This window comes from Variovorax sp. J31P179 (assembly GCF_030316985.1).
GTDB lineage: Bacteria > Pseudomonadota > Gammaproteobacteria > Burkholderiales > Burkholderiaceae_C > Variovorax > Variovorax ginsengisoli_B.
Window position 1 is genome coordinate 1 of record NZ_JASZYL010000014.1, and the last position, 12,571, is coordinate 12,571.

Below are 12,571 nucleotides of genomic sequence, written 5' to 3' on the forward strand. Positions count from 1 at the left end.
ACGCCTCAGCGCCGATGATAGTGCGGGTTCCCGTGTGAAAGTAGGTCATCGTCAGGCTCTTACAGCCCAAACCGCCCAGCCCCTCAAAAGGCTGGGCGTTTTGCTTTGGGGGATCTGGAATTGCGTTTGGCGCTCAGCCGGTGCTGACGCAGGAATTCCAGCAAGCGGGCTTCGGCTGCATACAGATGGCGCCTGCCCTGCGCGCGTTCGCCGATCCGGGTCCAGATCTCGGCGATGGCGTCGGCCTTTCCAGCCAGTGCGTTGCCGAGTGCGAGGACGGCAGGGTGCACATAGGACTTCTTGCACACGGCCGGCGTGTTGCCCAGTTGTTTCGCCACTGCCGAGATGATTTCCTTCGCGCTGTAGCGCACGGCATCGGGTTCGCCCGTGGTACATGCGATGCGCGTCAGTTCGAGCGCCTGGACCGTTCCGTGCCAAGTGCGAAAGTCCTTGGCCGTGAAGTCTCCATCGGCGATCTCGCGTAAGTAGTCGTTCACATCGGTCGACGAGATGCCGCGCGCACTGCCGTCGTCCGATTGATACTGGAACAGCTCCTGGCCGGGCAGTTGCTGGCACCGGCGCACGATCGCCGCGATGCGCGCATCGTCCACGCGGGCCTCGTGCATCACGCCGCTCTTGCCGCGAAAACGCAGCATGAGTGCGCTGCCCTGGATGTCGACGTGCCTGTTGCGCAGCGTCGTGAGCCCGTACGAGCCGTTGCTGCTGGCGTATTCCTCGTTGCCCACGCGCAGGAAGGTGGTGTCGAGCAAGCGCACCAGGGTGGCCATGACCGATTGCCGCTGCAGCGGCGCCTTGGCGCCGGTGGCCAGGTCGCGCGCCACGCGGCGGCGAATCGCAGGCAGTGCGCGCCCGAAGGCTTCCAGCCGCTCGAATTTGCGTTCGTCCTTCAACGTACGCCATTCGACGTGATACCGGTACTGTTTGCGGCCACGTGCGTCGATCCCGGTGGCCTGCAGGTGGCCGTTCGCGACCGGGCAGATCCATACCTTGTCGTAGGCCGGTGGTATCGCGAGGCGGCGAATGCGCAGGATCTCATCGTCGTCGCGCAGCCAGTTGCCGCGGCTGTCCCGGTAGCGAAAACCGGCGCCACGCCGGACCCGGCTCCAGCCCGGCATGTCGGGATTCACGTAGACCAGACCGTTGGCAAGGGGAACGGGGCGTGGATTCGCGGTGGGCATGGTGTTTGCGACAATCTCGACCGAGCAGTGCAGAGAGATCTACAGCCTGCCGATGCGGTCGGCGCGCCGCTGTAGGACGCTGCAAGCGTTGCCGGTGCGAAGCACACCTGTCGCACCGTCCTGCTTTCTTATCGAATTCCCTTTCTCCCGGAGATTTCCATGTCGTCAGTCTGGTCCCGTCGCGCCCGTTGGGGTGCGCTTCCTGCCGTTGTCGTGCTCGCTGCAGCCTGCAGCTCGGTCGCGCCGACGCGCGTCGCCGAGCCCGTCAAGGTCAAGGTCTTCGTCGGCGCCATGTTCGAGATCGGCCAGAACACCGGGGACCGCGCCGGCGAGTTCCAGCACTGGTACGAGCGCTACTGGAAGGGGGCCGTGCCGGTGACCGTGCCCGGTGCGCTGCAGCCCGTGTACTGCAACACGGACGGCGTCTGCGGCTCGGTGCTCGGCATGGGCAAGGTCAACTCGTCGGCGTCGATGCAGGCGATCCTGACCAGCCCGAAGTTCGATTTCTCGAAGGCCTACTACGTGATATCCGGCGTTGCCGGCACGCCGCCCTCGCGCGGCACCATCGGCGAGGTCAGCTGGGCCACGTGGCTGGTCGACTACGACCTCGGCCACCGCTGGGCGCCGGAGGAGAACAAGGCCGGCGAACCCACCTTCATGCCGCGCAAGGGCTACGAGGAATACCGCCGCTTCAAGCTCAATCCCGAACTGGTCGCCTGGGCGATGAAGCTGTCGGCCGACACCCCGCTGAAGGACTCCGATTCCGCCAAGGCCTACCGCCTGCGCTACCCGCAGGCGGCGGCGCGGCGCGCGCCCTTCGTCGGCACCGGCACCCACATGACCGGCGACACCTTCTTCCACGGCCCCGGCATGTCGAACCAGGCGCAGTACATCGCCAAGCTGTACGGCGCCGACGACTACGTGATCACCGAGATGGAGGCGGCCGCGATCACGCTGGTGATCAAGCGCCAGTACGGGACCGACCGGGTGATGAGCCTGCGCGGGGCGGTCAATTTCGACCAGGGCAACCCGCGCGAGACCACCCTGCAGCACCTGGACCCGGCACCCGGCGAAACCGCCGGCGGCTTTGCCGAGACGGTCCAGAACGTCGAGCTCGTCGGCAGCCGCGTGGTCGATCACATCGTCGCCGACTGGCCGCAGTGGCAGGCCGGCGTGCCGCCGCTTCCGGCGCGCTAGAACAAGGAGGCGGTCTGCGCGGCCGCCTCGTCGGCCGGTGCCTTGCCGCGCCGCGCCGCGCCGCCCAGCACCACCGGCTCAGCGGCGGCTTCGCCGGCCCTGGCGAGTGTGCCGACCCGCACGCCCAGCAGGCGCAGCGGCCGCTCGAGCGGCACCCGCTTGAGGCATTGGCCGGCGATCCGGCGGATCGCCTTCGCATCGGCCGTGAAGGATTCGATGGTCTGGTCGCGGGTCGCGATCTTGAAGTCGCCGTAGCGCAGCTTGATGCCGATGGTCTTGCCGACGTAGCCCTTGCGCTGCAGGTCTGCGGCCAGCTGCTCGCACAGGCGGGTGAAGATGGCGCCGAGCTCGGCGCGGTCGCGCACCGCATGCAGGTCGCGCTCGAAGGTGGTCTCGCGGCTCATCGACACCGGCTCGCTCTCGGTCACGACCGGCCGCTCGTCGCGTCCCCAGGCGACCTCGTGCATCCAGGCACCGGTGGCCTTGCCGAAGTGGGCGATGAGCCAGTCGCGCTCCTTCGCGGCGAGTTCGCCGATGGTGCGGATGCCGTGGCCCTGCAGCTTCTCGTCGGCCTTGGGCCCGATGCCGTTGACCTTGCGGCAGGGCAGCGGCCAGATGCGGGCCTGCAGGTCGCGCTCGAACACGATCGAGATGCCGTTCGGCTTGTCGAACTCGCTGGCCATCTTGGCCAGCAGCTTGTTGGGCGCGACGCCGATCGAGCAGGTCAGGCCGGTGGCTTCGAGAATCGACTTCTGGATCAGCCGGGCCAGCACCCGCCCGCCTTCGCGCTGGCCGCCCGGCACATCGGTGAAATCGATGTAGACCTCGTCGACGCCGCGGTCCTCCATGAGCGGGGCGATCTCGGTGATGACCTGCTTGAAGCGGCGCGAGTATCGGCGGTATTCGTCGAAGTCCACCGGCAGGATCAGCGCCTGCGGGCACAGCTTGGCAGCCTTCATGAGCCCCATCGCCGAGCCGATGCCGAACTGTCGCGCCGCGTAGGTGGCGGTGGTGATGACGCCGCGGCCGGCGTAGTCCTTGAGCAGCGGGAAGGCGGCCACCGGGATGTCGGCCAGGGTGCCGCCTTCGGGCACGTTGCGCAGCGCCTCGTCGACTTTGCGCCGGCCGCCGCCGATCACCATCGGCAGGCCCTTGAGCTGCGGGTAGCGCAGCAGTTCGACAGAGGCGTAGAAAGCGTCCATGTCGAGGTGGGCGATGCGGCGGATCGGTGCGGTCGTCACGGCTTCGATTGTCGCCCACCGCCGCCGCGGCGAGGCTTGCGCTGGATGGCATGGCGGTGCCATGATCCGGCCCATGCAGACGCTCGCAACGATCCTCTGGCGCCGCCTCGGGCAACCGGGCCACGACGTCTGCCGGCTCGAGCGCGCGGGCGAGAACTGGCAGATTGACGGCGGGGCCGCCTTCCGCCACGAGGACGGCCGGGTCGCCCAGCTGCACTACCGCGTGCGCTGCGACCGCGCCTGGCATACCCAGTGGTGCACGGTGCGCGGCTGGCTCGGCGGCGAGGCCATCGACCTGTCGATCGTCCACGGCGCCCATGGCGTCTGGAAGCTCAATGACGTGCCGGTCGCCGAACTCGGTCACTGCGTCGATCTGGACCTCGGCTTCACGCCGGCGACCAACCTGCTGCAGCTGCGCCGGCTGCACCTGGCGGCCGGCGAATCCGCCGATGCGCCGGTGGCCTGGCTCGACCTCGACGGCGGCGGCCTGACCGAGCTCCAGCAGCGCTACGAGCGGCGCAGCGACAGCGACTACTGGTACGCGGCACCGCGCTTCGACTACGAAGCGATGCTCGAAGTCACGCCCGACGGCTTCATTCGTCGCTACCCCACGATGTGGGAAGCCGAAGCCTGAGTCAGTGGTCGTGGCGCAGGTAGGAGGCCTGCTTCGGAAGCCGCCAGGCGACCGCGAAAGCCACCACCATCATGCCGGTCACGTACCAGAAGAAGGCGCTCTCGTGGCCGATAGACTTGAGCCCCAGCGCGACGTACTCGGCCGACCCGCCGAAGATCGCATTGGCCACCGCATAGGCCAGCCCGACACCCAGCGCGCGCACTTCGGGTGGGAACATCTCGGCCTTCACGATGCCGCTTATCGAGGTGTAGAAGCTCACGATGGCCAGGGCCAGGATGATCAGCAGGAAGGCCGCGACGGGGCTGGTCACGCCCTGCAGCGCGGTCAGGATAGGCACCGTCGCGACGGCACCCAGGCCGCCGAACAACAGCATGTTGGTGCGCCGGCCGATGCGGTCTGACAGCGCGCCGAACAGCGGCTGCATGCACATGTAGACGAACAGCGCGACCGTCATCACGTAGCTGGTGGTCTTGATCGGCAGGCCGACCGTGTTGACCAGGTACTTCTGCATGTAGGTCGTGAAGGTGTAGAAGATCAGCGAGCCGCCGGCGGTGTAGCCGAGCACGGTGAAGAAGGCGGCCTTGTGATGCTTGAAGAGTCCCGCGAGGCTGCCGGCCTCCTTGCTGGCGCGCGATTCGGCGCTTTGCGTCTCGTGCAAAGTGCGGCGCAGGAACAGCGCCACGACCGCCGCGATGGCGCCGATCACGAAGGGGATGCGCCAGCCCCAGGCCTTGAGCTCGGCCTCGCTCAGCAGCTGTTCGAGGATCACGATGACGAGCACCGCGAGCAGCTGGCCGCCGATCAGCGTGACGTACTGGAAGGACGAGAAGAAGCCGCGCTGGCCGCGCAGCGCGACCTCGCTCATGTAGGTGGCGGTGGTGCCGTACTCGCCACCCACCGACAGGCCCTGGAACAGCCGGCAGACCAGCAGCAGGAAGGGCGCCCAGGCGCCGATCGCCGCATAGGTGGGCAGGCAGGCGATGGCGAGCGAGCCGGCGCACATCATGGTGACCGAGATCAGCATCGAGGTGCGGCGGCCGTAGCGGTCGGCGACGCGGCCGAACAGCCAGCCGCCGATCGGGCGCATCAGGAAGCCGGCGGCGAACACGCCGGCGGTGTTGAGCAGCTGCGCGGTCGGGTCGGACTTGGGAAAGAAGGAGGGCGCGAAATAAAGCGCGCTGAAGGCGTAGACGTAGAAGTCGAACCACTCGACCAGGTTGCCTGAAGAGGCCGCCATGATCGCGAAGATGCGGTGGCGCTTTTCTTCGGAGGTGTAGGGGCGGTGGGAGATGGCGGGATCGACGGCCGCAGCCGTCCCCGCAGCGGACGCGGCGGAGCTCATGGAGAAGTGCTTCTATCGAGTTGTTATGGCGCTCTCGATGATGCCCCATGGCGCCCGCCGACGCTGTCAGCCGGGGCCGTGACCCGACTGGCAGCGCGCCTTCACGTTCAGAAGGTGCCGGGCAAAAGGATGCTGGAGTCGACCTGGTCGATCTGCGTGCGGCCGCAGAAAGCCATCGTGATGTCGAGTTCCTTGTGGATGATCTGCAGCGCGCGGGTCACGCCGGCCTCGCCGTAGGCGCCCAGGCCGTAGAGGAAGCTGCGGCCGATCATCGTGCCGTGGGCGCCCAGCGCGCGCGCCTTGAGCACGTCCTGGCCGCTGCGGATGCCGCCGTCCATCCAGACCTCGATCTCGGTGCCCACCGCCTCGGCGATCGCCGGCAGCGCCGCGATCGAGGAGGGCGCGCCGTCGAGCTGGCGGCCGCCGTGGTTCGAGACGATCAGCGCATCGGCGCCGCTGGCCGCCGCCAGGCGCGCGTCCTCGACGTCCATGATGCCCTTCAGGATCAGCTTGCCGCCCCAGAGCTTCTTGATCCACTCGACGTCGGCCCAGCTGAGGGTCGGGTCGAATTGCTCGGCGGTCCACGACGACAGCGAGGACAGGTCCTTCACGCCCTTGGCATGGCCCGCGATGTTGCCGAAGGTGCGGCGCTTGGTGCCCAGCATGCCCATGCACCAGCGCGGCTTGGTCGCCAGGTTCATGAGGTTCTTGAGCGTCGGCTTGGGCGGCGCCGTGAGGCCGTTCTTGATGTCCTTGTGGCGCTGGCCGAGGATCTGCAGGTCGAGCGTGAGCTGCAGCGCGCTGACGTTGGCGGCGCGGGCGCGCTCGATCAGGCGCTCGATGAAGTCGCGGTCGCGCATCACGTAGAGCTGGAACCAGAACGGATGGCGGTCGGTCTTCTCGGCGATGTCCTCGAGCGAGCAGATGCTCATGGTCGAGAGCGTGAACGGGATGCCGAAGGCCTTGGCGGCACGCGCGCCGTGGATCTCTCCGTCGGCATGCTGCATGCCGGTGAGGCCGGTCGGGGCGATGGCCACCGGCATCGCGACCTCCTGGCCGATCATCGTGGTGCGGGTCGAGCGGCCCTCCATGTTGACCGCCACGCGCTGGCGCAGCTTGATCTTCTGGAAGTCGCTTTCGTTGGCGCGGTAGGTGCCTTCGGTCCAGGCGCCGGAGTCGGCGTAGTCGTAGAACATGCGTGGCACGCGGCGCTTGGCGATGACTCGCAGGTCTTCGATGGTCGTGATCTTGGACAGGTCTGGCACGAGAAAAGGCTCCTGGGTTCTGTGGCTGCGCAATGGGTATTATCTTCGGGACGGCTCGGCGCCCTGTAACCGGTGCACCAAGGCGGCACGGCAGTTGCTTGCATCTGGTGCATGGAAACGCCCGTCCTGCCCGCCCCGGCCAGCCATCCCCTGTGGCAGCACCAGCTCGGCCTGCTGCTCGAATCGACGGGCGAGGGCATCTTCGGCATCGACCTCGACGGCCACTGCATGTTCATCAACCGGGCCGGCGCGCAGATGCTGGGACACGAGCGCACCGAGGTGCTGGGCCGCAACATGCACGAGCTCACGCACCACTCGCATCCCGACGGCTCGCACTACGCCGACACCGACTGCCCGATCTTCAACGCGTTCCGGCGGGGCCTCGCCTGCCGCATCGACACCGAGGTCTTCTGGCGCCGCGACGGCAGCGCCTTCGCGGTCGAGTATTCGAGCCATCCGATCCTGGACGGCGGCCAGGTGCGCGGCGCGGTCATCACCTTCGTCGACATCACCGAACGCCGGCGCTCGGCGCAGGCGCTGCAGCAGGCCAAGGACGAGCTCGGGCTGCGCGTGGAGGAGCGCACGCGCGCGTTGAGCGACGCGCTGGCGCAGCTGCGCGAACTCTCGGCCTGGCTCGACAAGGTGCGCGAGGACGAGCGCACCCGCATCGCGCGCGAGGTGCACGACGAACTCGGCAGCCTGCTGGTGGCGCTCAAGATGGACGTCGACTGGATCGGCAAGCGACTCGGCGAGCAGCAGGAGCGGGCGCCCGACGACGCGCAGCAGATGCGCACGCTGATGCGCAGCAAGTGCCGCAACATGAGCGGGCTGATCGAGCGTGCGGTCGACAACGTCGGCCGCATCATCACCGACCTGCGGCCCAGCATCCTCGACCACCAGGGGCTGTGGGCGGCGCTCGAATGGCAGGCTCACGAGTTCGTGCAGTCGGCCGAACTCGCGCTCGACTGGCAGATGGATGTCGCGCCCGGCGTCGAGCTGCCCGAGCCGGCCGCGATCGCGGTGTTCAGGATCTTCCAGGAGATGCTCAGCAACGTCGGGCGGCATGCGCGTGCGAGCCGTCTCGAGATCCGCATCGAGGCCGTGGCCGGGCAGTTGCACATCCGCGTGCGCGACGATGGCATCGGGGCGCCGGCCCATGTCTTCGAGGCCGCGACCGCCTACGGCGTGCAGGGCATGCGCGAACGGGCGCTGCACTTCGGCGGTCGCGTCGAGATCCGGAGCGAGCCCGGCGCGGGCAGCGTCTTCAGCCTGGAGCTGCCCTTGCCATGAGAGAAGACAAGGACATCCGCGTGCTGATCGGCGACGACCACCGCATCGTGCGCGAAGGGCTCAAGCAGGTGCTGGGCGACCTCGCCAACGGGGCTCCGGAGATGGTGGTGGCCGGCGAGGCGCAGACCGGCGCGGAGGTGCTCGATCGCGTGGCGGCGCTCGGCGGTCCGGAAGGCCTGGACGTGGTGCTGCTCGACATCGCGCTGCCGGGCCGCGACGGGCTGGACGTGCTGCAGGCCTTGCGCAAGCAGTGGCCCGCGCTCCCGGTGCTGATGCTCAGCACCTACCCCGAGAAGCAGTATGCGGTGCGCTGCATCAAGCTCGGCGCCGCCGGCTACCTGCACAAGAGCGCCGACCCGGACGACATGGTCGGCGCGGTGCGCAAGGTGGCGGCCGGCGGCAGGTACGTGTCGCCGGCGACCGCGGAGGCGCTGGCCGCGGCGGTCGGCAGCGCCGCCGGGCAGGGCGCCGATGCGCTCTCGCACCGCGAGCACCAGGTCTTCAGGCTGCTCACGGCCGGCCAGACCGTGAGCGAAATCGGTGCGCGGCTCGGCCTGGCGCCCAATACGGTCAGCACCTACCGGGCCCGCATCCTCGAGAAGACCGGGACCAAGAACGACGTCGAGCTCGCGCTGTATGCCGAGCGCCACGCCAAGGGCACGCCGTCGGGCTGAAGAAGAGCGGGCTGGGCCCGCCGTGTAGTGCTGCCCCTACACGGCATCGACCGGGGCCCCGCGATCTTTCATGGCGACGCCTGCAGGCGGGCCAACCGGCCCGGCACTTGCATCGTGCCCCTCATCTTTTCAACGAGGTGCACCATGTCCAGACTGCCTGAAGCCCCGGCCAGCGACCCCTTCGACGCCGACCGCCCGCTCGCGATGCGCTGTGCCTGCGGCCGCGACCATGCGCCCGGCGCGCATGTCGGCGCGATCGAGGACGCGAACGCCAAGCTCGAGGCCAGCCTGGTGAAGGCGCTGTTCCCGGTCGACAGCGTGCGCCGCGGCTTCCTGCGCGCGGTGGGTGCCAATACCGCGCGCGCCGCGATCCTGTCCGTATTGCCGCTCGGTGCGCTGCAGGCGATGGCGCAGGACAAGGGGCCGCTCGAGAAGAAGGACCTGAAGATCGGCTTCATCCCGATCACCTGCGCGACGCCGCTGATCATGGCGCATCCGCTGGGCTTCTATCAGAAGCAGGGGCTCAACGTGGAGGTCGTGAAGACCGCGGGCTGGGCGCTGATCCGCGACAAGATGCTCAACAAGGAATACGACGCCACGCATTTCCTGTCGCCGATGCCGCTCGCGATCTCGATGGGCGCCGGCGCCAATGCGACGCCGATGAACGTGGCCGCGATCCAGAACACCAACGGCCAGGCGATCACGCTGGCCAACAAGCACAAGGACAAGCGCGATCCGAAGCTGTGGAAGGGCTTCAAGTTCGCGGTGCCCTTCGAGTACAGCATGCACAACTTCCTCTTGCGCTACTACGTGGCGGAAGCGGGCCTCAACCCCGACACCGACATCCAGATCCGCGTCGTGCCGCCGGCCGAGATGGTGGCCAACCTGCGGGCCGGCAACATCGACGGCTACCTCGGGCCCGATCCGTTCAACCAGCGCGCGGTGTTCGAGGAAGTCGGCTTCATCCACATCCTGACCAAGGAGATCTGGAACGGCCATCCGTGCTGCGCCTTCGGCACCTCGAGCGCCTTCATCCAGCAGAATCCGAACACTTTCGCGGCGCTCACGCGCGCCGTGCTGACCGCCTCGGCGATGGCGCGCGAGGCCAAGAACCGCGAGCTGATCGCCAAGGTGATCGCGCCGGCGCAGTACCTGAACCAGCCCGAGACCGTGCTGACCCAGGTGCTGACCGGCCGCTTCGCCGACGGCCTGGGCAACATCCGAACGGTGCCCGACCGGATCGACTTCGACCCGATCCCCTGGCAGTCGATGGCGGTCTGGATGCTGACGCAGATGAAGCGCTGGGGCTACGTCAAGGGCGAGGTCGACTACAAGCAGCTGGCCGAAAAGGTGTTCCTGATCACCGATGCCAGGAAGCGCATGAGGGAGCTCGGCCAGACGCCCCCCGAGGGCGCCTATCCGAAGTTCACGATCATGGGGCGCGTGTTCGATCCGGCGAAGCCGGACGAGTACGCGCGCAGCTTCGCGATCAGCAAGCTGGCCGGCTGAACGACATGAAGAAGTCGCTGCGGCTCAGGTCCGCGCTGCTGTCGCTGGCGCTGTTCCTGGCCTTCCTCGCGGTCTGGCAGGTGGCGACCCAGTCGTCGGGCGCTGCGGCCTCGCAGGCCGGCATGACGGCCGAGCAGATCGAGTACCAGAAGATGCTCGGCAAGGACCCGGGCCAGGTGAAGGCGGCCGGCTTTCCGACGCCGGCCGAGATCGGCGCGACCGCATGGAAGCACCTGTCGAACCCGTTCTACGACAACGGCCCGAACGACAAGGGCATCGCGATCCAGCTCGCCTGGTCGCTGGGCCGCGTGGCGCTCGGCTTCCTGCTGGCCTGCCTGGTCGCGGTGCCGCTGGGTTTCGTGATCGGCATGTCGCCGCTGCTGCAGAAGGCCTTCGACCCCTTCATCCAGGTGCTGAAGCCGATCTCGCCGCTGGCCTGGATGCCGCTCGCGCTCTACACGATCAAGGATTCGTCCACCAGCGGCATCTTCGTGATCTTCATCTGCTCGGTGTGGCCGATGCTGCTCAACACCGCCTTCGGCGTCGCCTCGGTCAAGCGCGAATGGCTCGCCGTGGCCAGCACGCTCGAGGTGAAGCCGCTGCGGCGCGCCTTCCGCGTGATCCTGCCGGCGGCGGCGCCGACGATCCTGACCGGCATGCGGATCAGCATGGGCATCGCCTGGCTGGTGATCGTGGCCGCCGAGATGCTGGTCGGCGGCACCGGCATCGGCTACTTCGTCTGGAACGAATGGAACAACCTGTCGCTCACCAACGTGATCTTCGCGATCCTCGTGATCGGTGTCGTCGGCATGCTGCTCGACATGGCCTTCGCCGGCCTGCAGAGGAAGGTGACCTATGTGGAGTGACCAGGGGATCGCAATGAAAGCAAGCATCGCCGCCGTGCCTGCCGGCGGCAGCGCCTTCCTGCGCATCGAGGGGCTCTCGAAATCCTTCGTGCCGGGCAAGCCGGTGTTCGCGGATGTCGGCTTCACGCTCGACCGCGGCGAGTTCGTCTGCATCATCGGCCACTCGGGCTGCGGCAAGACGACCATCCTCAACGTGCTGGCCGGGCTCGATGCGGCGACCGGCGGCCATGTGTTCATGGACGGGCGCGAAGTCGCAGGACCCAGCCTCGAACGCGGCGTGGTGTTCCAGAGCCACGCCTTGATGCCCTGGCTCACGGTGCGGCGCAACATCGCCTTCGCGGTGCAGTCGCGCTGGCCCGAATGGCCGGCTGCCAAGGTCGACGAGCAGGTGCGCAGGTTCGTGTCGCTGGTCGGCCTCGACGGCGCGATCGACAAGAAGCCCTCGCAGCTCTCGGGCGGGATGAAGCAACGCGTGGGCATCGCGCGGGCCTTCTCGATCCAACCCAAGATGCTGCTGCTCGACGAGCCCTTCGGCGCGCTGGATGCGCTCACGCGCGGCACCATCCAGGACGAGCTGATGGCGATCGTGCGCCAGACCCGGCAGACGGTCTTCATGATCACGCACGATGTCGACGAGGCGATCCTGCTGGCCGACCGCATCCTGCTGATGCGCAACGGCAGCGAGACCGCGGCGGGCTACCGGCCCGGCAACATCGCCGAGACCGTGGTCAATCCGCTGCCGCGCGAGCGCGCGCGCGCCGGGCTGCACCACCTCGATGGCTACTACGCGCTGCGCAACCACATCGTCGACTTCCTTGTCACGCGCGCCAGGGCGGCCTGACTTTTCCCCCATTCATCACAACCAACAGGAGCATTCGAAATGAATCGCAACGATGTCACCGAGAAGATCGTCACCGTGAAAGTGGCCAAGGGCATCCAGTGGGCCGACGTGGCGAAGAAGGTCGGCTTGTCGAAGGAGTGGACCACCGCCGCCTGCCTCGGCCAGATGACGCTCGACGCCGCCCAGGCCAAGGTGATCGGCAAGATCTTCGGGCTCACGGCCGAGGAGCAGAAGTGGCTGCAGGTGGTGCCGTACAAGGGCTCGCTGCCGACACCGGTGCCGACCGACCCGCTGATCTACCGCTGGTACGAGGTGGTGAGCGTCTACGGCACGACGATCAAGGAACTGATCCACGAGGAGTTCGGCGACGGCATCATGAGCGCGATCGACTTCAGCATGGACATCCAGCGCCAGGCCGACCCCAAGGGCGACCGCGTGAACGTGGTGCTGTCGGGGAAGTTCCTGCCGTACAAGACCTACTGATCGGGCAGCCGCCAGCAGATTTGCAGGCAT

The 12,571-nt window shown here is 67.8% G+C and carries 12 protein-coding genes; 8 read left to right on the forward strand and 4 right to left on the reverse strand.

Annotation, left to right across the window (positions count from 1 at the left end):
* Nucleotides 1–83 precede the first annotated feature (83 nt).
* A complete protein-coding gene (locus QTI17_RS27830) occupies nt 84–1,199 on the reverse strand; it encodes a DNA topoisomerase IB (RefSeq protein WP_286536906.1) in 1,116 nt (371 codons plus the stop codon).
* A 159-nt stretch (nt 1,200–1,358) separates the two neighbouring features.
* On the opposite strand from QTI17_RS27830, the gene QTI17_RS27835 reads away from it, so the two are divergent.
* Complete coding sequence (locus QTI17_RS27835; protein WP_286536907.1) at nt 1,359–2,396, forward strand: purine-nucleoside phosphorylase; 1,038 nt, start codon at nt 1,359–1,361, stop codon at nt 2,394–2,396.
* Here the strand turns inward: QTI17_RS27835 and dinB are convergent.
* Nucleotides 2,393–3,598 carry a DNA polymerase IV gene (dinB, locus tag QTI17_RS27840; RefSeq protein ID WP_286537034.1) on the reverse strand — a complete coding sequence of 402 codons (1,206 nt, stop codon included), beginning with the start codon at nt 3,596–3,598 and terminating at the stop codon, nt 2,393–2,395. The genes QTI17_RS27835 and dinB overlap by 4 nt on opposite strands.
* Before the next feature lie 112 nt (nt 3,599–3,710).
* Between dinB and QTI17_RS27845 the strand changes: the two genes are divergently transcribed.
* Entirely contained in the window at nt 3,711–4,271 is a 561-nt protein-coding gene (locus tag QTI17_RS27845; protein WP_286526925.1) for a putative glycolipid-binding domain-containing protein, read from the forward strand.
* Nucleotide 4,272: 1 nt separating this feature from the next.
* Here the strand turns inward: QTI17_RS27845 and QTI17_RS27850 are convergent, their stop codons facing one another.
* On the reverse strand, nt 4,273–5,613 hold the full coding sequence (locus QTI17_RS27850) for an MFS family transporter (protein WP_286536908.1): 1,341 nt from the start codon (nt 5,611–5,613) through the stop codon (nt 4,273–4,275).
* 107 nt (nt 5,614–5,720) lie between these two features.
* Nucleotides 5,721–6,878 (reverse strand): alpha-hydroxy acid oxidase, encoded by a 1,158-nt coding sequence (locus tag QTI17_RS27855; RefSeq protein WP_286526923.1) that lies wholly within the window; start codon nt 6,876–6,878, stop codon nt 5,721–5,723.
* A 111-nt stretch (nt 6,879–6,989) separates the two neighbouring features.
* Here QTI17_RS27855 and QTI17_RS27860 point away from each other — a divergent pair, with 111 nt between their 5' ends.
* The 6 genes from QTI17_RS27860 to cynS all read left to right on the forward strand — a co-directional run bounded on the left by QTI17_RS27860 (nt 6,990) and on the right by cynS (nt 12,541).
* Nucleotides 6,990–8,168 carry a sensor histidine kinase gene (locus QTI17_RS27860; RefSeq protein ID WP_286536909.1) on the forward strand — a complete coding sequence of 393 codons (1,179 nt, stop codon included), beginning with the start codon at nt 6,990–6,992 and terminating at the stop codon, nt 8,166–8,168.
* Nucleotides 8,165–8,842: a response regulator gene (locus tag QTI17_RS27865; RefSeq protein ID WP_286536910.1), complete on the forward strand. Its 678-nt coding sequence runs from the start codon at nt 8,165–8,167 to the stop codon at nt 8,840–8,842. The genes QTI17_RS27860 and QTI17_RS27865 overlap by 4 nt, the downstream gene beginning before the upstream one ends.
* A 144-nt stretch (nt 8,843–8,986) precedes the next feature.
* Nucleotides 8,987–10,351: a CmpA/NrtA family ABC transporter substrate-binding protein gene (locus tag QTI17_RS27870; RefSeq protein WP_286536911.1), complete on the forward strand. Its 1,365-nt coding sequence runs from the start codon at nt 8,987–8,989 to the stop codon at nt 10,349–10,351.
* A 5-nt stretch (nt 10,352–10,356) separates the two neighbouring features.
* Nucleotides 10,357–11,217 carry a nitrate ABC transporter permease gene (gene ntrB, locus QTI17_RS27875; protein WP_286536912.1) on the forward strand — a complete coding sequence of 287 codons (861 nt, stop codon included), beginning with the start codon at nt 10,357–10,359 and terminating at the stop codon, nt 11,215–11,217.
* A gap of 13 nt (nt 11,218–11,230) precedes the next feature.
* Entirely contained in the window at nt 11,231–12,058 is an 828-nt protein-coding gene (locus tag QTI17_RS27880; protein ID WP_286536913.1) for an ABC transporter ATP-binding protein, read from the forward strand.
* 39 nt (nt 12,059–12,097) lie between these two features.
* On the forward strand, nt 12,098–12,541 hold the full coding sequence (gene cynS, locus QTI17_RS27885; RefSeq protein WP_286536914.1) for a cyanase: 444 nt from the start codon (nt 12,098–12,100) through the stop codon (nt 12,539–12,541).
* The last annotated feature ends 30 nt before the right edge of the window (nt 12,542–12,571 follow it).

Excerpts from the sequence above, each read along its gene's own strand:
- QTI17_RS27870 (WP_286536911.1), top strand. The coding sequence starts at position 8,987 with ATGTCCAGACTGCCTGAAGCCCCGGCCAGCGACCCCTTCGACGCCGAC.
- QTI17_RS27850 (WP_286536908.1), bottom strand. The coding sequence starts at position 5,613 with ATGAGCTCCGCCGCGTCCGCTGCGGGGACGGCTGCGGCCGTCGATCCC.
- QTI17_RS27835 (WP_286536907.1), top strand. The coding sequence starts at position 1,359 with ATGTCGTCAGTCTGGTCCCGTCGCGCCCGTTGGGGTGCGCTTCCTGCC.
- QTI17_RS27830 (WP_286536906.1), bottom strand. The coding sequence starts at position 1,199 with ATGCCCACCGCGAATCCACGCCCCGTTCCCCTTGCCAACGGTCTGGTC.
- cynS (WP_286536914.1), top strand. The coding sequence starts at position 12,098 with ATGAATCGCAACGATGTCACCGAGAAGATCGTCACCGTGAAAGTGGCC.
- ntrB (WP_286536912.1), top strand. The coding sequence starts at position 10,357 with ATGAAGAAGTCGCTGCGGCTCAGGTCCGCGCTGCTGTCGCTGGCGCTG.
- dinB (WP_286537034.1), bottom strand. The coding sequence starts at position 3,598 with ATGGACGCTTTCTACGCCTCTGTCGAACTGCTGCGCTACCCGCAGCTC.
- QTI17_RS27860 (WP_286536909.1), top strand. The coding sequence starts at position 6,990 with ATGGAAACGCCCGTCCTGCCCGCCCCGGCCAGCCATCCCCTGTGGCAG.
- QTI17_RS27845 (WP_286526925.1), top strand. The coding sequence starts at position 3,711 with ATGCAGACGCTCGCAACGATCCTCTGGCGCCGCCTCGGGCAACCGGGC.
- QTI17_RS27865 (WP_286536910.1), top strand. The coding sequence starts at position 8,165 with ATGAGAGAAGACAAGGACATCCGCGTGCTGATCGGCGACGACCACCGC.
- QTI17_RS27880 (WP_286536913.1), top strand. The coding sequence starts at position 11,231 with ATGAAAGCAAGCATCGCCGCCGTGCCTGCCGGCGGCAGCGCCTTCCTG.